Source organism: Quyinboa sediminis (assembly GCF_042219855.1).
Taxonomy (GTDB): Bacteria; Bacteroidota; Bacteroidia; order Bacteroidales; family UBA5342; genus JBHJHP01.
Genome location: NZ_JBHJHP010000011.1, coordinates 12,517 through 36,569, shown reverse-complemented (window position 1 = coordinate 36,569; position 24,053 = coordinate 12,517). Strand labels below are relative to the sequence as shown.

The 24,053-nt window shown below is 41.6% G+C and carries 18 protein-coding genes; 13 read left to right on the top strand and 5 right to left on the bottom strand.

The genetic code is table 11. The features are described 5' to 3' along the window. Nucleotide 1: 1 nt before the first annotated feature. Complete coding sequence (locus tag ACE1EF_RS19355) at nucleotides 2-541, top strand: dihydrofolate reductase family protein (RefSeq protein WP_375722358.1); 540 nt, start codon at nucleotides 2-4, stop codon at nucleotides 539-541. Here the strand turns inward: ACE1EF_RS19355 and ACE1EF_RS19350 are convergent. Continuing rightward, entirely contained in the window at nucleotides 517-1,311 is a 795-nt protein-coding gene (locus tag ACE1EF_RS19350) for a LytR/AlgR family response regulator transcription factor (protein WP_375722357.1), read from the bottom strand. The genes ACE1EF_RS19355 and ACE1EF_RS19350 overlap by 25 nt on opposite strands. A gap of 23 nt (nucleotides 1,312-1,334) precedes the next feature. Further along, on the bottom strand, nucleotides 1,335-1,793 hold the full coding sequence (locus ACE1EF_RS19345; protein ID WP_375722356.1) for a hypothetical protein: 459 nt from the start codon (nucleotides 1,791-1,793) through the stop codon (nucleotides 1,335-1,337). 199 nt (nucleotides 1,794-1,992) lie between these two features. On the opposite strand from ACE1EF_RS19345, the gene ACE1EF_RS19340 reads away from it, so the two are divergent. The 3 genes from ACE1EF_RS19340 to ACE1EF_RS19330 all read left to right on the top strand — a co-directional run bounded on the left by ACE1EF_RS19340 (nucleotide 1,993) and on the right by ACE1EF_RS19330 (nucleotide 6,151). Then, on the top strand, nucleotides 1,993-2,367 hold the full coding sequence (locus tag ACE1EF_RS19340; RefSeq protein ID WP_375722355.1) for a MotA/TolQ/ExbB proton channel family protein: 375 nt from the start codon (nucleotides 1,993-1,995) through the stop codon (nucleotides 2,365-2,367). A gap of 136 nt (nucleotides 2,368-2,503) precedes the next feature. Next, nucleotides 2,504-2,911 carry a hypothetical protein gene (locus tag ACE1EF_RS19335; RefSeq protein WP_375722354.1) on the top strand — a complete coding sequence of 136 codons (408 nt, stop codon included), beginning with the start codon at nucleotides 2,504-2,506 and terminating at the stop codon, nucleotides 2,909-2,911. Between the two features lie 3 nt (nucleotides 2,912-2,914). Then, the gene (locus ACE1EF_RS19330; RefSeq protein ID WP_375722353.1) at nucleotides 2,915-6,151 is read left to right on the top strand and encodes a M4 family metallopeptidase; all 3,237 of its coding nucleotides are present in this window, start codon (nucleotides 2,915-2,917) and stop codon (nucleotides 6,149-6,151) included. Nucleotides 6,152-6,377: 226 nt separating this feature from the next. On the opposite strand, the gene ACE1EF_RS19325 is transcribed toward ACE1EF_RS19330, so the two are convergent. Together ACE1EF_RS19325 and ACE1EF_RS19320 are read right to left on the bottom strand one after the other, a co-directional pair. Next, on the bottom strand, nucleotides 6,378-8,033 hold the full coding sequence (locus ACE1EF_RS19325; protein WP_375722352.1) for an AMP-binding protein: 1,656 nt from the start codon (nucleotides 8,031-8,033) through the stop codon (nucleotides 6,378-6,380). A 26-nt stretch (nucleotides 8,034-8,059) separates the two neighbouring features. Next, the gene (locus tag ACE1EF_RS19320) at nucleotides 8,060-8,614 is read right to left on the bottom strand and encodes a helix-turn-helix domain-containing protein (RefSeq protein ID WP_375722351.1); all 555 of its coding nucleotides are present in this window, start codon (nucleotides 8,612-8,614) and stop codon (nucleotides 8,060-8,062) included. 381 nt (nucleotides 8,615-8,995) lie between these two features. Here ACE1EF_RS19320 and ACE1EF_RS19315 point away from each other — a divergent pair, with 381 nt between their 5' ends. The 5 genes from ACE1EF_RS19315 (at nucleotide 8,996) to ACE1EF_RS19295 (ending at nucleotide 14,956) form a co-directional block, all read left to right on the top strand. Next, nucleotides 8,996-10,528 carry an alpha-N-arabinofuranosidase gene (locus ACE1EF_RS19315; RefSeq protein ID WP_375722350.1) on the top strand — a complete coding sequence of 511 codons (1,533 nt, stop codon included), beginning with the start codon at nucleotides 8,996-8,998 and terminating at the stop codon, nucleotides 10,526-10,528. Between the two features lie 82 nt (nucleotides 10,529-10,610). Beyond that, entirely contained in the window at nucleotides 10,611-11,567 is a 957-nt protein-coding gene (locus ACE1EF_RS19310) for a family 43 glycosylhydrolase (RefSeq protein ID WP_375722349.1), read from the top strand. A 125-nt stretch (nucleotides 11,568-11,692) separates the two neighbouring features. Next, a complete protein-coding gene (locus ACE1EF_RS19305; protein ID WP_375722348.1) occupies nucleotides 11,693-12,667 on the top strand; it encodes a hypothetical protein in 975 nt (324 codons plus the stop codon). A gap of 106 nt (nucleotides 12,668-12,773) precedes the next feature. Then, a complete protein-coding gene (locus ACE1EF_RS19300) occupies nucleotides 12,774-13,538 on the top strand; it encodes a DUF5995 family protein (protein WP_375722347.1) in 765 nt (254 codons plus the stop codon). Between the two features lie 131 nt (nucleotides 13,539-13,669). Further along, nucleotides 13,670-14,956, top strand: coding sequence for an MFS transporter (locus tag ACE1EF_RS19295; protein WP_375722346.1), 1,287 nt, complete (start codon nucleotides 13,670-13,672; stop codon nucleotides 14,954-14,956). Here ACE1EF_RS19295 and ACE1EF_RS19290 read toward each other — a convergent pair. Further along, the gene (locus ACE1EF_RS19290; protein ID WP_375722345.1) at nucleotides 14,953-15,909 is read right to left on the bottom strand and encodes a family 43 glycosylhydrolase; all 957 of its coding nucleotides are present in this window, start codon (nucleotides 15,907-15,909) and stop codon (nucleotides 14,953-14,955) included. The genes ACE1EF_RS19295 and ACE1EF_RS19290 overlap by 4 nt on opposite strands. Before the next feature lie 281 nt (nucleotides 15,910-16,190). On the opposite strand from ACE1EF_RS19290, the gene ACE1EF_RS19285 reads away from it, so the two are divergent. The 4 genes from ACE1EF_RS19285 to ACE1EF_RS19270 all read left to right on the top strand — a co-directional run bounded on the left by ACE1EF_RS19285 (nucleotide 16,191) and on the right by ACE1EF_RS19270 (nucleotide 24,037). After that, nucleotides 16,191-20,288, top strand: coding sequence for a hybrid sensor histidine kinase/response regulator transcription factor (locus tag ACE1EF_RS19285; protein ID WP_375722344.1), 4,098 nt, complete (start codon nucleotides 16,191-16,193; stop codon nucleotides 20,286-20,288). A gap of 346 nt (nucleotides 20,289-20,634) precedes the next feature. After that, nucleotides 20,635-22,275: a glycoside hydrolase family 43 protein gene (locus ACE1EF_RS19280; RefSeq protein ID WP_375722343.1), complete on the top strand. Its 1,641-nt coding sequence runs from the start codon at nucleotides 20,635-20,637 to the stop codon at nucleotides 22,273-22,275. Beyond that, nucleotides 22,272-23,069: a rhamnogalacturonan acetylesterase gene (locus tag ACE1EF_RS19275; RefSeq protein ID WP_375722342.1), complete on the top strand. Its 798-nt coding sequence runs from the start codon at nucleotides 22,272-22,274 to the stop codon at nucleotides 23,067-23,069. Before ACE1EF_RS19280 ends, ACE1EF_RS19275 begins: the two co-directional genes overlap by 4 nt. 2 nt (nucleotides 23,070-23,071) lie before the next feature. Next, entirely contained in the window at nucleotides 23,072-24,037 is a 966-nt protein-coding gene (locus ACE1EF_RS19270; RefSeq protein WP_375722341.1) for a pectinesterase family protein, read from the top strand. Nucleotides 24,038-24,053: the final 16 nt, after the last annotated feature.

Here is a 24,053-nt window from a genome sequence, read left to right as displayed (position 1 = left end):
CATGCGAAAACTGGTTTTATATATCGCCTGTAGTCTCAACGGTAAAATTGCCAGAATGGACGGGAGTGTTGACTGGCTGGAAAACCTTCCCAATCCTGATGCGAATGATTATGGCTATGCCGAATTCATGGATTCGGTTGAAACAACGGTTATGGGCAATAAAACGTACCAGCAGATTTCAGGCTGGGATATGGAATTCCCTTATAAAGATAAAATCAATTATGTGCTGACCCGAAATGTGGAAAAAGAAGAAGATGCATATGTAAAGTTTATTTCTGATGATCCGGTTGCGTTTATACGAATGCTCAAATCCGGCAAAGGCAAAAACATCTGGTTGATTGGTGGTGGTCAGGTGAATACACTGTTATGGAACCATGGGTTAATTGATGAAATCCGTGTATTTATCATGCCATATATCCTGAAATCCGGCATTGAATTATTTGAAGGATTACCGGATGAATCGCAACTGAGCCTGATCCGGCAGCACACATTTGAATCCGGAGTTACTGAACTGGTCTATACACCATCGGATAACGGTTGATTTTCTTGTTTCAGATGTTCAAGTACATTTTTTTTATAGCTGCGGCCTATATTCAATGCCGTTGAACCGATTTCTATCTCATTATTAGTCATACGGTCTATGCTTTCGGTATTGATAAGGAATGACCTGTGAATTCTGAGAAAGTTATCCGGTAAACGCTCTTCAAGTGAACTGATTTTTTCTTTGCTGTCTATCTTCTCCCCGTTCTTGCCGTGAATTTTCACAAAGTCCGACAAGCTTTCTATGTACAGAATATCATCAAGGTTTATGCGGGTGAGTTTACGGTTTGACATCACCTCCAGAAATGCAGTTTCACGTTTCGCTTTGTCCTCTTTTAGTTTTTGCAGTTCACTGTTATTTTCCGTCAGTTGCTTAACCATTAAAGCAAAAGACCCGATAAATACAATCACATATAAAATTATCCCAAGTGTAAACGTGCCGGAAGCATTTGGTCCTATTTGTCCATAATCAAATTTTGCCAGAAAAATAAAGGCTAACATCAGCACCATTAACTCCAGGTATAGTGAAACGACAAGCGTATAAAAAAAATAAAGTCCGAATTTGAAATATTTTTTTGCCAGCAGAAATCTGGGGACCAGAAAGTAATTAAAAAAATATGAAGTTCCCATGATCACGGGCAACAGGGATACAGTAAAATAAAACGCATGCATCTTATTGCCCCATGAATAACCGAAAATGAGCGTCAGGATCATGACAACCACAATCCAGAAAATAACATGCCATACCGGTCTTGGAGATCTATCGGCCATCTGTTTTTTTAGCATTAATAGGATTAGTAAACGTTGAAACGGCGTAAATCCTGAAAGTGATATTTCACATACAGGTCAAGCAGTAAAAAGCCCTCTGAAGACAGGTTGTAAACTGCACTAAAATGTTCCACGATATGATACTTGACAAAATAAAGCAGTTTGGAGTCGAATTCAGGATTTTCACTTTTGCGTTCCCTTTTTTCCACAAGGACTTTCATCCGGTCCAGTTCATCATTCATTCTGTAATCAGGATATGTATTGTCTTTGTCAATAACACTCAGTGTGGAAAAAAACACCTCTGTTATTTTATCTTCAAGTGAAGACCGTAATTCTTTAGTTAAAACAGAGTCTGAAAAACTGTTTTGGATTAGCATAAAAATATCCCGGCTCAGATCAACCTGAAAATTCAGTTGCTTTTCATCTATGCTGTTAAATTCAGAACGAAGTTCCGTAACAAATCTTTCCCTGTCAAATAATTTCATACCCGGTAATTTTATGTTTCTTTTGTTATAACAGTTATGCTGTAACAAGGATTAAATATAGTACATTTTTTAATGAATTTGCTCCGGATAGTGCATGAAACCACACTAAGAATGCTGAACAACACGTTTAGGACCGGAAACGACGTTGCCGGTTTTCATGGTTCAATTTAACTTTGATCTGAACTAAAAAATTAAAGTTATGACAAAATTATTTTATGAAGGTGGACCTTTATTTATGAGTATCCTCACCCTGGTTCTAATTGCGGTTATCGTTTGGGGTATCTATCATTTTCTTGCCGGATCCAAAGACAAGGGCAAAGCCTCAGAACTGATTATTCACAGGTTATCCTATATCCGGTCCCTTGGCTTTTTTGCGATGATTACAGGCATTTTAGCCCAGCTGATCGGAATGTATACGGCATTCAGTTATATTGCCAAAGTGGGTGATATTTCCAAATCACTTTTCTTTGGGGGAATACGTGTCTCTCTGATTGCACCGATTTATGGTATTTTAATTTTCCTGTTTTCGCTGCTGTTCTGGTATGTCCTTGATTATTTAATACGCAGAGAATAGCTCGATTTGAAATGGTTTTTTAACGTATATTTCTTTTTATTTCCTTAATTTTATAAGCGAATTTATAAACCGGTACGGGATACACACCCCTGTATTTCCGAACCCGGTTTTTTTCTGTTAAACGAATATAACTGTTATGAAAAACCATCTTTTACTTGTTTTTACAATCCTTCTGGTCAGCTGTTCTTCCTTAAAAAAAACAGGATCTGTAGATAACTTTGATGAAATAACCTTTGGCAGCGGTGGAGGATTCACCGGAATAACAACCACCTACATGCTGAATGCTGATGGGAGTGTGTATAAGATGAACGGCAGTCAGCAGGAAGATATACAGCGTATTGATTACAAAATGCTGAAAAAGATATCAAAGCAGCTTAAAAAAATGGATTTTGAAAGTATCAGCAGCGATACAAAGGGCAACATGACCTATTTTATTGAGGTGACAACACACGACTACCGGCACAAGGTAACATGGACTGATCAAACAGCAGATCCTGCACTTTCAGATTTTTATTCAAACCTTGTAAAAACATTAAAAAAGTAAACCATGACGTTTAAACTCTACCCGATTCTGCTTTCCTTATTTGTTGTGGCATCAGTGGCAGCACAACAAAACAGTAGCTTTAAAACAGTAAACAAAAATGCCTCAGGCACTGCAGCTACCCAACTGCAATATAAAACGATAAACGGAACGGTTCAGACCAAATCTGCATCTTTTTCCTCCTCTTCTGCTTTTTCGGTTTCCAAAAATCTAAAGCAACCGGGACTTAATCAGGATAACAGGATCAAAAACCTGATAAAAGCTAAAGGTTTGCCTGTGTTTTTTGAAGTCAGCAAACCTGATATGCAAAATAAAAGTGCAAAATCACCGGAACAGCAGTTTTATGAATTCCATAAATCGGTGCAGACAACAACCCGGCTGAATGATCCCGAAAAAGAACTCATAATCAGAAGCGTTACAACAGATAACCTTGGGATGACCCATATTAAGGCACAACAATACTACAAAGGAATCGAGGTTTATGGTGGTGAATCATTTCTGCACATCAAGACAGACAAGGATCTTTTCAATGGTAAAATCTGCCTTGTGGATCCGGATGTCAGGACGGTTCCGGTTTTAACAGAAAAAGAGGCTTTGGAGAAGGTAAAAAACGATATCACATCCAAAACCATCTGCAGGACAATTCCTGAATCCCATAAAATACTGCTCAGTTATGAACCGGTTAAGCCCGGATTAATAATATATGAAAACCGATTGGCATACCGGGTAGAATACCGGCCGAATATTATTGAAGAGTGGATTTATTTTATTGACGCCAGGGATGGTTCCGTCATAAAAAGCTATAACAATACAAAATCCGATGGTCCGGTAACCGCTACCGCCACAGATCTGAACAATGTACAGCGTACCATCAACACCTACCTTGAAAAAGGGACGTATTATATGATGAATATTTCTGAACCCATGTTTAACAACGAAACCGGTGAAGGTCAGATTCTTACATTAAACGGACAGAACACCTCCACTCAAAACCTGGATTACATTCATATAACGTCTGCCAATAATACCTGGAACAATCCAACAGCTGTATCGGCTCACTACAATGCAACAACCTCCTACCTGTATTATAAAAATACCTTCAACCGGAACTCTATTAACGGACAGGGAGGCAATATCATTTCCCTTATCAACATTGCAAACGATGATGGTTCATCCATGGAGAATGCCTTCTGGAACGGAAAGGCGGCGTTTTATGGCAACGGTGGCGTAAATTTTAAACCACTTGCAGGTGCCCTGGATGTTACTGCACATGAGCTGGGGCACGGAATTGTGTCAAACACAGCCAACCTGGAATACCAGGGCCAGTCAGGCGCAATAAATGAAAGCTATGCCGATATATTCGGTTCAATGGTCGACCGCGAGGACTGGCTGATTGGCGAAGACATAACCAAAACAACCTTCTCCCCTTCGGGTGCTTTACGTAACATGGCCGATCCGCATAATATGGGAACAAGTCTGAATGATCCTTACTGGCAACCGGCTCATCTGAAAGAGATGTATATTGGTAACCAGGATAACGGAGGTGTTCATATCAACAGCGGAATAGGAAACCATGCCTACTACCTGTTTGCCACAGCTGTAACAAAATCAAAAGCAGAACAGGTATTCTACAGGGCTCTGACCACCTATCTTACCAGCAAATCACAGTTTACCGACTTCCGGATTGCCGTGATCCAGGCAGCCAAAGATCTGTATGGCGAATCATCCACCGAAGTTACAAAAGCCGGTGAAGCTTTCGATGCTGTCGGGATTTACGAACAGGAGGTGATTGACTATGAACAGGATTACAACACCAATCAGGGAGATGAGTATCTGTTAACCTATAATACTTCCCTTAGTTTTAACTTTCCGCATTACCTCTACCGGTCAAATGTGGATGCAACGAATTTTATCGGCCTTACATTCACCGATATGAAAGGGAAAGCCAGTGTAACAGATAACGGAGTGGACGCTGTGTTTGTAGATCAAAACGACTATATAAAATACTTAAGTCTTGATCCGAACAATCCTGCTGAGAGTTATCTCTCACAGGAGGCTTTCTGGGACAATGTCGCTTTTTCGAAAGACGGCAATCGCATTGCGGCTATATCCACCGAAGTGGATACCGCCATTTATATCTATGACTTCAATGCAGAGCAATGGGCCAAATACCGCCTGTATAATCCAACCACAAGTCACAGTGGAGAAAACGCAGGTGGTGTATTGTATGCCGATGCCATTGAATTCGATTTTAGCGGAGAATATGTAATGTACGATGCCTATAACGAGCTCAATTCGGATGAGGGCAACGACATCAGTTACTGGGATATCGGTTTCATCCGGGTTTGGGACAATGAGAACAACACCTTCGGAGATGGAACCATTACAAAAATGTACGGTAGTTTGCCGGAAAATGTCAGCATTGGCAATCCTGTTTTCTCCAAAAATTCACCTTACATCATTGCCTTCGATTATTTTGATAATGTGAATGAAGAATATGCGGTACTGGGAGCCAACCTGGTTACAGGCGATCTGGATGTGATTGCAAACAATGCCACCATCGGTTATCCGTCGTTCTCATCAACAGATGATAAAATTGCCTATTCAGCGCTGGCAACCGATGATTCTGAAGTGGTAGCTGAGGTTTCTCTGGCAGACAACAAAATCTCATCAGTTGGAAATCCGGTTATTCTGGTTAATGATGCCAGATGGCCAGTGTATTATGCCGTTGGATCGCGTAGCCTGCAATTGGCTCCGGTCGCTAACTTTACGGCAGATTATCTGACAGGAACGGCTCCCTTACAGGTCAGGTTTATCGATCAGTCCATCAACAGCCCCGAAACATGGCAGTGGTCATTCCAGGGAGGAACGCCGTCAACTTCTGCAGTACAGAACCCGGTGATTACCTACAATAATCCGGGTATTTACCAGGTTTCTCTTACGTGTATTAACGATGCGGGACAAAACACCATGACCAAATCAAGTTACATCAATGTGGTTGCCACCGGATTGGAAAAGGTAGCACAAGAGATTATCTCATTTTATCCAAATCCGGCTAATGACAAGCTCTTTATTAATACCGACAAAAGCTATCAGATGAAGATTTATGATACATCAGGAAAGTTGGTTTTAGAAGCATCCAACAGTAAAAACATTGATATAAGCCCATTGGAATCAGGCATCTATATCCTCAAAATAGATATTGAAGATACCGTATTAACCAATAAACTGGTAAAAGAATAGGATATAAAGAACAGAATTGAACAGGCTGTCCAAAAAGTAAAATCTGTATAAGTTTTACTTACGGATTGTTAGTAGCTTTTTAAAAACTACCCCTAAATCCCCTAAAGGGGACTTAAAGCCTTCCGTCAGCTGACGGAGAGGTTTGGAGGGGTAATAGAAGGATTACTATCAATTTATACGTTCCTTATATTCTTATTTGCCTTTTTGGACAGCCTTTTCCTTATTTTTACCTGTGATCCCTCTCCCTAATCTCTACACGGCGTATCTTGCCACTGATTGTTTTGGGTAGTTCATCGACAAATTCAATGATGCGGGGATATTTGTATGGTGCGGTCACCTGTTTTACATGATCCTGAAGTTCCTTAACAAGGTCATCACCTGCCTTATCCTTATATTCTTTTCCCAACACCACTGTTGCCTTTACCACCTGCCCGCGAATATCATCCGGTACACCGGTTATGGCACATTCCACTACTGCCTGATGCAACATCAGCGCACTTTCCACTTCAAAGGGACCTATGCGGTAGCCTGAACTTTTGATGACATCATCTGCCCGGCCTACAAACCAGAAATATCCATCTTCATCCTTCCAGGCCAGATCACCGGTATAATAAATACCCTCCGACATGGCCTCATCCGTAAGCCTGGTGTTTCGATAATATCCTTTAAATAATCCTGCCGGATAATTTTTATCATATCGGATCACAATCTGTCCCTGTTCACCTGCTTCAGCAGATCTCCCGTCAGGTGTCAGGAGGTCCATATCGTAATGCGGATTTGGCAACCCCATAGATCCCGGTTTGGGTTCTATCCATGGCGAAGTAAATACGGTGAGCGTTGTCTCGCTTTGTCCGTAACCTTCACGCAGTTTAATGCCTGTAAGCTCCCTGAACCTGTTATAAACCTCCGGATTAAGAGCTTCACCGGCAATGGTGCACCACTCCAGTGCTGACAGGTCATACCGGCTCATATCTTCACGGATTAAAAAGCGGAAAATGGTTGGCGGTGCACAAAGCGATGTCACCTTGTATTTTGACAGGACATCCAGAATATCGGATGGTGTAAATTTTTCGTGGTCATACACAAAAACAGTTGCACCAACCAGCCACTGCCCGTATAGTTTTCCCCATACTGCCTTTAACCAGCCTGTATCAGCTATGGTAAGATGCAGACTTTTTTCATGAAGGTTCTGCCAGTATTTTGCAGTAACAATGTGCGCCAGCGGATAAACACTGTCGAGCACCACCATTTTAGGATCGCCGGTAGTTCCGGAGGTAAAGCTCACAATTAACGGGTCCTCATTTTTTGTCGGCTCAGCAGGTCGCTGAAAGGGTTGTGCATTCTCAATGCCTTTGTGAAAGTCCTCCCAGCCTTCAGGAATTACCGGTCCGATTGAAATCCGTTGTTGCACAGATGGTGATTCCGGCAGGGCCTCGTTCACATGATCTGTAATAAGTTCATCACCGTCGCATATAACAGCCTTTATGGTTGCCGCATTCGCACGGTAAATAATATCCTTCTTCGTCAGCAAATGCGTGGCAGGAATAATAACAGCCCCTATTTTGTGCAGTGCAATGATGGTAAACCAGAATTCTGCACGGCGCTTCAGGATGGCCATCACCATATCTCCTTTGCCAATACCAAGTGATGAAAGAAAACCTGCTGTTCTATCGGTAATATCCTTTAATTCACCAAAGGTAAATGTCCGGCTTTCCCCCTTATCGTTGGTCCACAGCAATGCCCTTTTATCAGGATTGGTCTTTGCCCATCCGTCCACTACATCATATGCAAAGTTGAAATCTCCGGGAATAATCAATTCATAGTTGCTTGTAAAATCTTCTAAGTCTTTAAAGGTTGTCTGTTTTAAATATTTATCAATCATGGAGCTTATGTTTCGTTCAGAATTCGTTATATAATCACTGCAAGAAAGCGGACAGTCCTGCCTTCCATGGCTTTCATGCCATGAGGAAGCGTAGCGTCAAAATAGAGGCTGTCCCCTTTATTCAGCGTTAACTCGTGTCCTCCTACACTCAACAGCATTTTACCTTCCAGTACATAGTTGAACTCCTGTCCGTTATGGCTGTTAAGATTCATAGCCTTCTCCCCTGTCTCCGGCTCTACTGTAACAATAAACGGATCAGCCTTTCTTCCTGTAAAGCGTGATGCCAGCGACTGGTAATTATAAGCCCGTGTACGTTCCACGGTGTCTCCCTTCCCTGCACGGGTCAGAAAAAAAGATTTCATATTCGGTTCATTTCCGAATAACAAAGCTGACAGTTCAAAGTTGTGTTTTTTGGATATGCTTTGAAGCGCACCGATCGGGATATCGCATTCCCCACCTTCATATTCCAGATATACCTGCTCAGAGACATGACAGGTTGCCGCCATATCTGCAACAGATATATCAAACAATTCCCTTAATCCGCGCAATCTTTCAGCTATATCGCGAATTTGCTGATTCATATTTTTTATTTTTTGGTTATACTGATTTTATAAACAAAGGTAGTGCTTTTCAGATAGCGGCAATGGAAGCCGTTCAATACATCTTAAATTTACAGATATTGGAATGAAGAGGCATGACTACTTGTCTAACAGTACAGGCGGTGTATGATACTTTAATCATGTATGTTAGCACAAACCAGAAGAAATCCGGTTCTGACAAGCAATAGAATAATCTGCCGGATAATGACCGGACTAAAAGAATGAAGGACAGGAAGATATTAACTGAACTTTTTCAGGTATAGTTGATCATTCTTCGTTGGGAAAATTTAACAGAGAGCCGTATATTTACAAAGCTAAAATTGATGACAACAAATAATTTCAAACTTAATTAACGTAATCAGAATGAAAAAAGCTTTTTTATTATTGGGAGTAATATGTATGGCACTATTTGCCGGGCAGGCGCAGAACAGCCTTGTCCTGCAACCTGACAGTGCCGCGACAAAGATTAACAAAGAGATTTACGGTCACTTTGCAGAACATCTGGGCCGCTGTATTTATGGCGGTATTTATGTGGTCGACACGTCTGGTATTCCGAACATTAACGGTTACCGCATGGATGTGGTGGATGCCCTGAAAGATATGCAGATTCCGGTTCTTCGCTGGCCCGGAGGTTGTTTTGCAGATACCTATCACTGGAAAGATGGTATTGGACCTAAAGAAGACAGACCATCCATTGTAAATGTGTTCTGGGGTGGAGTAACCGAAGACAACAGCTTTGGTACGCATGAATTTCTTAACCTGTGCGAACTGCTTGGCACAGAACCTTACATCAGTTTAAATGTAGGATCCGGAACGGTTCAGGAAGCTGCAGAATGGGTGGAGTACGTAACATCAGACAATATCAGTCCGATGACAGACCTGCGTAAAAAGAACGGTCGTGAAAAAGCATGGGATGTGAAATACTGGGGCATCGGCAACGAAAGCTGGGGCTGTGGTGGTGATATGCGCCCGGAGTATTATGCGGATCTGTTCAGACGCTATGCCTCCTATTCTAAAGGGGCGCCATTTAAAATTGCCTGTGGAGCCAACTCTTTCGATTACAACTGGACAGAAACAGTGATGGAAAGAACACGCAACAAACAGAACCTGATGCAGGGAATTTCACTCCATTATTACACCCTTCCTTACAACTGGAGACATAAAGGAAGTGCCACTGATTTTAATGAAAAAGAGTGGTTTACCACATTAAGCAAAACCCTTCAGATGCAGGACCTGATAGACAGACATGGCGCCATTATGGATAAGTATGATCCCAGAGGACGTGTTGGACTAATGGTGGATGAATGGGGTTCATGGTATGATGTGGAACCCGGCACTAATCCCGGATTTCTGTATCAGCAGAATACATTGCGTGATGCGCTGATTGCCGGGATCAACCTCAATATTTTCAATAACAACGCCGACCGGGTAAAAATGGCAAATATTGCACAGGTTGTAAACGTGTTGCAGGCCGTTATTCTTACTCAGGGCGATGAAATGGTACTCACACCAACCTACTATGTTTTCAAAATGTATAAGGTGCACCAGGATGCCATGCTGATACCTGCCAGGTTAACATGCGAAAATTATGAACTGGAAGGAGAATCCATACCTGCTGTCAGCTCATCAGCTTCAGTTAAGGATGGTGTAATCTCAGTTACCTTATGTAACCTGAATCCGAACAAGGAGGAACCAGTGGAGCTGAACCTGGGAACCGACGAATACCGCCAGGTTAGCGCACAAATTGTAACCGGCGAAAAAATGGCCGCATATAACAACTTTGGTAAAGCAGAGGAAGTAACACTTAAAGAATGGAAAGTGAAAAAACCCAAAAATGGTGTAATGAATATCTCTTTACCTTCAAAATCTGTTGTGCTTATTCAGCTAAGCAAATAAAATACTTATTAGTCACCGGGTGAATATAAGCCACTTTATATGATTCACCCGGTGACTATTATTTTTTTCAAATGATGTACCCATGAAGTTATCCTCATTTTTAACAGTTGTATTAGCCTTATTAAGTACCGGTATAAGTTATGCCCAGAATCCACTTGATTTTGGCAGCAACATTAAAACAGCTGATCCTTCAGCCCATGTGTGGAAGGACGGTAGAATATATATCTATGCATCACATGACGAAGAGTGTCAGCCCGATTTTTTCATGAAGGACTGGCACGTGTTTTCATCGGATGACCTTATAAACTGGGTTGATCACGGCGCTTGTCTGTCCGTGGATGATCTGACCTGGGCTGATAATTATGCCTGGGCACCGGACTGTGCCTACAAAAACGGAAAGTATTATTTCTGCTATCCTGCCGGAACCGGAATAAAAGACCGGGTCAATCCGAAAAACAGCACTAAATGGATGGGCGTTGGAATAGCGGAAAGTGATTCGCCAACCGGCCCTTTTAAAGATGTGATTGGTGCACCTTTATGGCGTAAACCGTATGCCAATGATCCCTGCCTGTTCGTTGATGACAACGACAGCGCTTACATCTATTTTCGCGGAAGCGGCATGAATTATCATGTGGCAAGAATGGCCGACGACATGCGAAGCATTAAAGGGGATTTTATTAAAATGGATATGGGTGGTTATGAACCCCCTATGGAAGGTCCCTGGGTATTTAAACGCAAAGACAAGTACTATTTTACCATGCCCGAAGGAAACCGTGTCCTCACCTACTATATGGCCGATTCACCACTTGGACCATGGACCTATAAAGGTGTTATCATGGAACAGGAACACCAAAGTAACAACCACCACTCTATTGTGGAATATAAGGGACAATGGATCCTGTTTTATCACCGCTGGCTGGATACAGATTCATCCTGTGGCCGGCAGCGCCATATTTGTGCAGAATACCTGTATTTTAACGACGATGGGACAATACAAAAAGTTAAACGGACAGATAAAGGACTGGCGGCTAAACCTTAAGGTACCGAAAAATTATTATTGATATATTTTATGGCTTTCATGAAATATTATATCTACCTCAAAATTAAACCTATATAATCATGAGGATATTTAAAATTATATCATTATTTTTTATTTGTTTGTTAATGTATTCATGCGCAACATTACTGAATTCAAGAGAGACTAACATTGAGATCCACACTTCGCCTCAGTCAGCTAAAATTTGTCTGAATAATGATACCTGCGTAGACTCACCTGTCATACTTGAAGTTCCAAGAGGTCCAAACGATTTTTATGTAGCTATAAAAAATGACACAACCTATAAGAATGTAAGAATTAAAAGCCGACTTTCACCCGAATTTACTTTTGGCAATTTATTTTTTGTTTTATATTCCCCTTTGGGATATGTAGGAGACGCATATTATCGTGATGCGATGTATACATATCATAACTCTATTTATATAGATCTTAACAACAGCTTATCAGAATATAAAAAATGGAAACCATCAAAAAAAGGACAAATCTATTTTCGAAGTTCTCTTCCCTGGTTTGACAACATAGGCATCAAAAATCCAGTCAAATATGAAACTTACAATATTTATAAAGGACTTGCGCTAGGAGCAGACTACTACCATTCAAAACGTTCGTTTATATCATGGAACATTGGTGTGACAGGGTTTGATGATATTCCTCAGATATATATGGATAGATGGGATCTTGGTGATACTATTACGAATTTCTTGTCTATGAGTACAAAACTGACCAATAACTATGATTTCAATATAACCACGTCAAAGAATTTTGGATTTTCTGTGGGATATGGATTAAGTCTTTCATATTTTCAATACAAGGAACACATTTTAAATCAATTGGAACGACATTTTAATCTGACGCAGAATAATCACTATTATACACTTGGACTATGTTTTGAGGCCAATTTGTTTCTTTTAAAATACTTTTATATTGGTGCAAGTTATTTGCCATCATTTTTCACCTTTAAAAAAAATGCATGGGAATATTCTCACCTTGCATACGTTGACTTTGGGATAAGATTACCATTAAAAAAGTACAGAAAAGATAATATCACAAAAATAAACTATAGACCAAAAACAATAGAATAAGTTGCTATGGGACAGTAATTACATAGCACACATCTTTATCCTGTAACCAAATGAAACATATCTCCCCTTCCATCTGTTTGATTGTATAATCTGTTAACTCGCAAACATGGTGGCAAATACACTTGATGAAGTCATAGAGCAACTGGAGCATATTATTGAAGATTGTATCTCTACCGGTAATAATCTGGGCTACTTTGCTGTGCTTTACCAAAAAGTCACCATAAGAGTACAGGAAAAACTGGGGACCAGCTATTTTGATGATGATTCACAGATGGAGCAACTGGATATAGCATTTGCCAACCGCTACCTTGAGGCATATAACCAATATAAAAATCAGCAGTTGTGTAGCAAATCATGGCAATCGTCTTTTGTCTCTTCTGAACAGGATAAACTGATTGTGTTGCAACACTTGTTGCTGGGTATGAATGCACATATAAATTTTGACCTTGGAATTGCGGCTCAGATTACCGGTAAAAATAATTTACTGGCACTAAAAAACGATTTTATTAAGATAAATGAACTGCTTGGCGATTTACTGGACGACGTACAAAAAGATCTGACCAGGATATGGAAATGGTTAAGATATCCCTTAAAACTTGCCGGCAATCTGGATAATATTTTCATCAACTTCAGCATGAAAATTGCCCGAAACGGTGCCTGGGCTTTTGCACTTGAGCTGGCACTCTCCCGCGGAAATCAGGAAGAAATTATTACTATCAGAGACCAGAAAATAGCAGATATTACACCCCTGATCACAAAAAGCAGAGGAGTGATCAACCTCCTGCTTCGTTTAATCCGGTTCAGTGAAAAGGGAGACGTGGCAACTAAGATCAAACGGATCAGAAACAAGGAATTTAATACGGCTAATTAAGCGATATAGTTTTACTTTAACCTAAACATGGTTTGGGTTTCAGCACATGCATACAATGGTCTGATCCGAACCAATCGACATACAACCTGTTCTTTTTATATGTAATCTGCAACAAACCGCTTTCTTACTTAATGAAACGCTCAGAAACATTCCGGCACTGGATAATCATTTTCTGCCTTATATTTGGTGGAGAAATGATATTTGGCCTACCCTTTCATCTTCCACGGTTTTTTCGCCCCACGTTGCTGCACGCATTAAATATGAACAACACGGAGTTGGGAGATACCATGAGTGTTTACGGCATCATGGCCATGCTATCCTATTTCCCGGGCGGCATTCTGGCCGACCGGTTCTCTGCACGAAAGCTGATGTCTCTTTCACAGTTTGCCACCGGACTCGGAGGCATTTATATGATGACCCTGCCGGGAAAAACCGGACTCACAATTCTCTATGGTTACTGGGGTATCACAACCATTTTCCTTTTCTGGGCAGGAATGCTGAAGGCAACCCGGATATGGGGTGGTAAATTCAGACAGGGACAGGCTTTTGGTATTCTGGAAGCCGGACGTGGAATGATGGCTGCAGGTGCTGCCAGTCTGGGTGTCGTTGTACTTGGTTTTATACTCCCGGCAACAGTCACCGATGCAACTTTTTCTGACCGCCAGTCCGCTATGCGTTGGGTTACAGGCCTGTATGCTTTGCTGGCCATGCTGGCAGCAGTATTTACGTGGTTCACCGTTCCCGACACAAAAGCAAAACAGACGGAAAAAAAGAAATATAACTTCAGTGAACTTATTCAGGTGCTTAAAAGCCGTGTGGTGTGGTTACAGGCACTGATTGTTATTTTTGCCTACTGCGGCTTTAAGGCTATCGACTTTTATACCCTGTATTGTGCAGGGCCTCTTGGCATGGATGAGGTTGCCGCAGCAGCCTTTGTTTCACAGATGGCTTACATCAGGATTGGAGCAGCCGTTCTTGCAGGACTGCTTGCTGACCGGTTCAGTGGCTCCCGGGTTATTGTATGGTTATTCAGTATATTATTTATCGTGTTTACCATTCTGCAACTGGCTAATCCGGGAGTAAACACCGGAATCTTAATTTTCACAAGCCTTATCATATCTATGATTGCCGTATATGCACTTCGGGGTGTTTACTTTGCCATGATGGAAGAAACAGGCATCAGGCGCCATCTTACCGGTACTGCTATTGGTGTAATTTCTGTTATTGGATTCACGCCGGATGTTTTTTTCTATCCTCTTGCGGGCCGAATCATTGATAGAGACCCCGGCCTGCCGGGTTTTCAGAATATGTTTTTACTGCTGTCTTTAATCAGCCTTGCCGGCATGGCCACAGCAATATTCCTTACCTGGTTGAAGAACCGGACAAATGAACCTGATGCAGAAACAACAGAACGCTAAAGTTTTTCTTCCACAACAGGCCATTTCTTTTTATCCCACGTCAATTCCGTTACGATCAGTTTTGATTTTCCCTTATCATTGGCATCATATCCGTGACAAATAAGATAATCTTTCCCATCGGCCGAATAAACTGCATTATGCCCAATGCCATACCAGTTATCATCACCTTTTAACACAATTGTTCCACCACCATACTTTAATTCATATCCATCTTTGTCTTTATAAGGTCCTGCCAGGTCTTTGGATCGGCCTACAATAATTTTATACGTGCTGCGGGGACCCTTGCAACAATAGTCAATAGATGCAAACAGATAGTAATATTTCCCTTTTTTGAAAACAAACGGCGCCTCAATCGCATTTCCTCCTGCATCCTTCGGATTATCATCTATTGCCGGAGGATTCGGTTCACCGGGCTTATGTTTACGTGATGCAATGGTAGGTATCTGATCCAGATCATCATCCACACTTTTTCCATCCCAGGCCAGTTTTACCAGTTTTATACCATCCCAGAAAGAGCCAAACGTAAGATACGGCGTTCCATCCTTATCCACGATAAAATTCGGATCAATAGCGTTCCAGTTTGTTTTTCCGGGATAAGACTGAATTATTTTACCCTGATCCACCCACTCAAATTCCGGATCGTCGGGATCAAGCGTTTTATTTGTGGCTAAACCGATGCACGATGTGTTTTTACCAAAAGCCGATACAGAATAAAACAGGTAATACTGACCGTTAAAGTATGCAATATCCGGAGCCCACATATGTCCCCTGAAACCTTCTACAGCCTCTTTGGTCCATTCCGGTGCCTGTTCGAAAACCCGTTTCTCCCTTTCCCATGATTTTAAGTCTTTCGACGATTGAACCGATATTCCCCATCCCGTACTGAATACATAATAGGTATCTCCCTGTTTCATCATTACAGGATCATGAACAGGTGGTCTTTCCTGAGCCATTAAAGTTAAGCCTGACAGCAGAAAGAAAATTATGAACACAGTTACTGAAGCATTGGATTTTTTATACATAATATACATCTTGGTTGTGAAACGTAACAAATTACGGGTAAATTTAATCTAATAATTTGATTTATCATATACTGATTATCAAGAATCAGGCAGTCAGATTTTTATCAGCGGACAGAAAAAAAAGGAATCAGGGATGCGCTACATTATTGTAATGAACATAGGGTTTTATGAAAAATTAGTTTTATTTTGGGAATAATTATGTACTGCCAATCATGAGAGCTAAGACTATAAAATCCTATCATACTTATCTTGTTTTCCTGCTTTCTGCTCTGAATATATTTATTTCCAGGGCAACAACCGGATCAACAGAACTAAGCTTCGATATTTATTCACAGGAAAACGGACTCCCGAACAACCAGATACAGTGCATTTATCAGGACAAACAGGGCTGGATATGGATTGGAACAAGCCAGGGCATCAGCCGTTTCGACGGGTATACATTTAAGAATTTTCTGCCTGATCCATCCGGGAAAGACCGTCTTTCAGGAAATATCGTCAGGGTTATCAGAGAAGATAATTCAGGGAACCTGTACATTGGTACGGAAGCCGGTGGCCTCAATATTTTTGACCGCGAAAAGGAAACGTTTTCGCAACCCTTTAAAAATTATTCAGATCTGAAATATAAAGAGGTCTCTGTTAATGATATTGAAGTGGATGAGAAAGGTGGATTATGGCTGGGAACCAATTACAACCTCATGTACCTGGATACTATAGGTCAGCTTACGGTGCTGAATCCTAAAATTATAAATGCGGAAAATACCGCCACAACAAATTATATCAGAAACCTGGAGCTGGATAAAAACGGGAAGTTGTGGATTGGTACATCCAATGGCTTGTTCACCTATAATGAAGCAAAGAATGAAATGACAGCCTTTCAACTGCCATACGGTGAAGAACAGAACCATGAAATATGGGAGATATTCAGGGATGAGGACGGTACCATGTGGATCGGGACCTATTCATCCGGCCTGTTTATCATTAATCCCGATACCAGAAGCATAAATGCAGTCAGACTTCCTTCGGATGTTGAGCGGTCAGAAACCGTTAAGACGGTATCAAAAGGTACCTTCGGGGAATACTGGATTGGAACTAGGGGTGGTTTGTTTTCCTATACAACCGGGAAAGGTGTAACCGGTTATTACAGGCACAACACACACAATATGAGAAGTCTTTCCAACACTTCGGTGCTTTGTGTTTATCACGACCGCAACGGAGAAACATGGATTGGCACAAGGGGTGGTTTAAATTTGCTTGCCAGAAGCAAACAGGTGTTTATGAATTTCGGATCCCTGCCCGGAAATAATAATTTTTTAAACAGCAGCATCGTATATGCCTTCTGGATAGACAAGCAGGGAAAGATATGGATCGGAACGGAAGATGGCGGCATCAACATTTACAATCCGGAGAGCGGGAAATACGAGTATCTTATGGCTGATCCGAGGCAGAATAACAGCATCAGCCAGAATTGTATCAAAGCATTTCTTGATGACCAGAAGGGGCATCTTTGGGTAGCAACATTCCTGGGTGGTGTTGATGTCATCAATTTAAAAACGGGACGAATTACAAACTACAAATCCAACCCGGATGTAAACGGAGCTTTATCCGACAACAGAGTATGGGACCTTTGCATGGATAAGCAGGGCGACATCTGGATTGCTACCAGCAAAGGACTGGATAAGTTTGTTCCTTCAACCGGATCATTCAAGCATTACCCTCAGATTAACGGCCATGAATCCATTTCTTGGATCGACATGGATTCCAGGGGGTTATTATGGATGGGAAGCATTGATGAACTCATCATTTTTAATCCGAAGAATAACCGGATAATCCGCTATTTTGAACATGCCAGAAGCATGTTCGAAGATTCAGAACACCGCATATGGATTGCAACAAATGACAGGGGCATTGCTATCTATTCGGCTCAAAACGGACCGATCAGGTATTTTGATGAAAACGACGGTTTATCGAATAACCAGGCATTATGCATACTGGAAGACGGGAATAAAAATCTCTGGATCAGCACAACAAATGGCTTATCAAAATTTAATCCATCAACAGAAATCTTTCGTAATTTCACCAATAAAGACGGACTGAGCAACAATCAGTTTTGCTATGGTGCAGCATGTAAAACCCGGGATGGCGAATTGCTTTTTGGTTCCATTTCAGGTTTTAACATGTTCAATCCTGAAAAAATTATTTCAGAGAAGGACAACTACCCGGTTGTCCTGACCGATTTCAAAATATTCAACAAATCTGTTTCAATATCTGAGGATGAAAATGCAGTTTTAACAAAAAGCATTTCAACAACAGATCATATCACCTTAAATTATGACCAGAATTTCTTTACCATTGAGTTTGCCGCACTGAATTTTGTCAACAGTGAGAAAAACCTCTACACCTATAAACTTGAAAATTTCAATAAGGACTGGGTTGAACCCAGTACCGCACGGTCGGCAACCTATACCAACCTTAATCCTGGGGATTATGTACTGCATATCAAGCGATATATCAGGGGTTCACAATCCAACCAGAACGAACTCCTGCTCAATATAAGTGTTCTGCCGCCATTCTGGAAGACAAGATGGTTCCTGGGATTATTATTCCTTGCGATTGCCGGTATGATGTATCTGCTTTTCCGCTTTTTTATAAACCGCGAAAAAATTAAAAACCAGCTGGTTATTGAGCGTGTCAATGCACGGAAACTTCATGAGCTGGATATGTTGAAATTAAAATTCTTCACAAACATTTCACATGAAATCCGTACACCACTGACCCTCATTCTGGGTCCTGTTGAGAAAATAATGAATAATAAATTAAAGGAATCTGAAATCAGCGAAAACATTCGGCTTGTGCATAGAAATGCCAAAAATCTCGACAGGCTCATCAATCAGCTGCTGGATTTCAGAAAACTGCAGACCGGCAACCTGAAGCTCAATCTGACAGAAGCAGATATCGTACGTTTTGTACAGAATATTGTGCAGTCGTTTAATTCACTGGCAGAAGAAAAGCAGATCAGACTTAAATTTACAACGCTGAAAAAAAGCCTGTTCACGGCCTTCGATCCGGACAAAATAGAGAAGATTCTCAATAATCTTCTTTCCAATGCCTTTAAATTTACGGAACAGGGTGGCACCATTTCGGTTAACCTGTCCCTTATTTTTGATTCAGAAGAAGAATTTAACTCAGAGGATAAAGAAAAACAGTACATCGAAATATCGGTTAAAGATACAGGTAAGGGCATCACAAATAAAAATATCAACAAAATCTTTATGCGCTTTTTCCAGTCCAACGACGGGGAAGACAGCAATTCAGGAACCGGAATCGGACTGGCCCTGGTTAAGGAACTGGTCAATCTGCATAAAGGAAAAATCTTTGTTTCCAGTAAAACGGGAAAAGGAACCAAGTTCACATTCAGGATTCCTTATGTTCAGAACTTAAGCTACAAAACAGCGGATTCGGATCTTAGCAATGAAGATCAGGATGAAGAACACAGCGCACAGTCAATGGAAACCGGTGTAAAAACAGAAGATATTCTGTCAAGAATAATGCTGGTTGTAGAAGACAATGCGGATGTCAGGAAGTTTATCTCCAGTCATTTTAATTCGCAATACAACATTATTGAAGCGCGGAACGGGAAAGATGGCTATGAAAAGGCCATTGAAAATATTCCCGATATTATCGTCAGCGATATTATCATGCCACAGATGGATGGCTATGAACTTTGTAAAAAAATAAAAACGGATGAACGGACTTCACATATCCCCGTGCTGCTGTTAACTGCCATGCATTCAAAAGAACACGAATTGAAAGGCTTAACCCTTGGTGCAGACGACTACATTACCAAACCGTTCGACATCAACGTTTTGCAGGCTAAAGTTGAAAATATGCTCTCCATAAGGGAATCCCTGAGAGAGAAATATACCGAAACCATTGTACTTGAACCTACCAATATTGAGCTCTCTTCTCCGGATGAACGCTTTCTGCAAAAGGCCATAAAAATCGTGGAGGAAAACATATCGGACAGCGATCTCGACATCGAAAAATTTTCGGAACAGGTTGGAGTCAGCAGAATGCAGCTATACCGGAAACTGAATGCGCTGACCAATATGACGGTGAAGGAATTTATCAGACATATCCGATTAAAAAGAGCGTCGCAGCTGCTTATTCAACAAAAATTAAATGTGTCGGAAATTGCTTATGAAGTTGGTTTCAAAGACCTTTCACATTTCAGAAAATGCTTTAAACGGGAGTTCGGAATGAGTGCTACCGAATTTATATCGAAAAATAAGCAAAGCAATGTAAAGAACTGAATATATTATACTTATACCATTACCATATTAGTTATTCTGCTCCCGCGATATATATAACCCGCATTTTGGGAAATATAACTATGGATTTAAAATCGTTTCCATTCCTTTATTTAACGGCTAAATTATAATTTCGTAGTTGCTGATACTATTGCTTAATGAAAAACGTCTCATCCTTCCCTCAGACGAAAGAATTCAGATCGAAAGTTCCATCTGCTATTTCTTTCGGGGATCAGATTTCTCGTCTTTTCATCCGGCATATCATCAAATGGCTACGGGTTTAATTACATTTTAAACACCTGTCAGGTCAGTGCAATTATTATCATTAAAATTTGAAACAACATAACGTATGAAACCAGGAAAAACCTTTTCACTTACAAAAAAAATTGTAGTAACGCTTTTAATCCTGCCAGCAGTTTTAATGGCACAGAATACGGTATCCAATGTATGGGTATCAGATAACGGCGATGGCACCTATACAAATCCGGTGTTACATGCCGATTATTCTGATCCCGATGTGGTACGGGTTGGCGATGATTTCTATATGACCTCATCTTCCTTTAACTGCGTTCCCGGATTGCCCATACTTCATTCTAAAGACCTGGTGAACTGGGAACTGATCGGATATGGCCTTGAAAGGCTGGAATATGCAGAGGGCTTCGACATAACGCAACATGGCAATGGCATCTGGGCGCCCTGCATCCGCTATCATAAGAACGAGTTCTATATCTATTTTCCCGATCCCGATCATGGCATATATATGATTAAGGCCAAAGATCCCAAAGGACCATGGTCAGAACCGGTACAGGTAAAAGGCGGCAAGGGCCTTATCGATCCTACTCCGCTCTGGGATGATGATGGCAGGGTTTACCTCGCTTATGCATTTGCAGGAAGCCGCGCGACCATAAAAAGTGTGATCATGGTCACAGAGATGAACAGCGCAGGAACCGCTGCAATCGGACAGGATGTTATGGTATTTGACGGACATGATGCGAATCCAACCGTTGAAGGGCCGAAATTCTATAAACGAAACGGCTATTACTATATATTTGCTCCGGCTGGTGGTGTATCTACCGGATGGCAACTGGCCATGCGCTCAGAAAATATCTATGGCCCTTATGATTACCGCATTGTGATGGATCAGGGAAAAACTGATATTAACGGCCCTCATCAGGGAGCATGGATTGATACCCCGGGCGGAGAAGACTGGTTTATTCATTTTCAGGATAAGGAAGCTTATGGCCGGATCGTGCATCTGCAACCCATGGTATGGAAAAAAGACTGGCCTGTTATTGGATCAGATCCTGATGGCGACGGCATTGGTGTTCCGGTTATGACACACAAGAAACCGGATGTTGGCCAATCCTACCCTATTGTTACACCACCGGAAAGTGACGAATTTAACAGCAGTGAATTTGGACTGCAATGGCAATGGCATGCCAATCCACAGGTTTACTGGGGAGCTCCTTCCGGTAACCTGGGTTACTTCAGACTGAACTGTATGGCCAGACCGGAAGGTTCTGAAGGATTATGGAACGTACCGAATCTGCTTCTGCAAAAATTCCCGGCCGAAACATTTACAGCTACAACAAAGCTGACCTTTAATTCTCATAAAGGTGGTGATGAAACAGGATTCGTGATTATGGGAGAAGATTATCAGTATATCTCGCTCAAATCGGAAAATGGTAAAACAGTAGTGCGCATAGCCCAATGCAAGCGCGCCAGAACCGGTGGAAAAGAAGAAGAACTCTTCTCCGAGGAATATGATGGTAATGAAATTTACTTCCGCATACAGGTTAGTGAAGGCGCTAAGTGCAAATTTGCTTTCAGTAAAAACGGCAGAAGGTTTACAGAAGCCGGTCCGGAATTTGAGGCTAAACCCGGACGATGGATCGGAGCAAAGGTTGGCTATTTCGCCATCAGAAACGATATTACAAATGATTCAGGTACTGTTGATATCGACTGGTTCCGGATCAGTAAAAATAAATGAAGAGGGATGGTGTCAACATATTGTCCCTTTTTGTTCTGATCACTCTGTTTGCCTGTAAAACGAATAAACACAGCGTAATCACAGTGTGGCTGATTGGAGATTCTACGGTAGCGGACTACACACAATACGGGAATTACGAAACCGAACGCTTCCCGGTAACGGGTTGGGGACAGGTATTTCAGCAATTTATGAATGGTGCATACCGCGATAGTCTGGCCAACCTTTTGCAGGCCGACAGCGTTATGGTGGATGACAGAGCCCGGGGCGGCAGAAGTACGCGAACCTTTTTTCAGGAAGGACGCTGGCGCGCAGTGTATGAGTCCTTAAAACCAGGCGATTGGGTGCTCATCCAGTTCGGGCATAACGATGCGGCTGAAAATAAACCCGAACGTTATGTTGATCCGGAAGGGTACAAAGAATTTCTGCGTCTCTTTGTTTCACAAAGCCTTCAGAATGGTGCCATGCCTGTTTTACTGACACCGGTTGCCCGAAACTATCCGTGGAAAGACGGCGTTCTGACCAATGTACATGGCGTATATCCAGATGCCGTAAAAGAAGTAGCTGAGGAATTAAGTGTACCGCTGATTGATCTGAACCGTTTGTCGATGGATTTTTTTACAAGCAAAGGTGAGACCTACAGCACAACGCATTATTTTATGAATCTTCCGGCCGGAAAATATGTCGCCTATCCGGATGGACAGCATGATAATACACATTTTCAACCCGAAGGTGCCCAAGAGGTGGCAAAACTGGTTTATCACGGATTGCAGAAAATTGCAAATCAACGGAATTAAATATGAAATACATCTTAACCATATTCTCACTTTTTATACTGATCCGGACATCTGCGGCTGTGGAATACGATTTTACGGTTGATCAAAACGGAAACGGGAACTTTAAAACCGTGCAGGAGGCTATTAATGCCGTGCCTGATTTCAGAAAAAACAGAACTGTCATCCTGATTAAAAAAGGAACATACAAAGAAAAACTGGTTCTGGCTGCCAGTAAAACCAACATTACATTTATTGGTGAAGACAGGGACAATACCATACTTACCTATGATGATTATGCCCGGAAAAAGAACAGTTTCGGAGAAGAAGTAGGAACTACGGGGTCTACTTCATTTTACATCTTCGGAGACGGGTTCAGGGCTGAAAACCTGACATTTCAGAATTCAGCCGGCCCGGTAGGTCAAGCCGTCGCTGTAAGAATTGATGGCGACAAAGCAGCTTTTAAAAACTGTCGTTTCCTGGGTAATCAGGATACCTTATACCCACACGGTGACCGAAGCCGTCAGTACTACAGGGATTGCTATATTGAAGGAACTGTAGATTTTATTTTCGGCTGGTCAACAGCTCTTTTTGAAGGGTGTACAATTTACTGCAAGGGGAAAGGATATGTTACGGCACCATCCACAAATGAAGAGACGAAGTTTGGATTTGTATTCAAAAACTGTAAAATTACAGGAAGCGCAGAGAAAGCCACATTTTACCTTGGACGCCCATGGAGGCCGTACGGTAAATCTGTATTCATATCCTGCGAACTGGGCGATATGATTAAACCGGAAGGCTGGAACAACTGGGGAAGTACCGAAAAAGAAAAGACCGCTTTTTTTGCCGAATACGCGAATACCGGGCCGGGTGCAGACCTGTCAGAGCGGGTAACCTGGTCACATCAGCTAACAGAACAGGAAGCATCCCGGTATACTCAGACAGAGATTCTGGGTGACTGGATCAACGACAAATTGTTTTACACGGAATAATATAATAAAAACACAT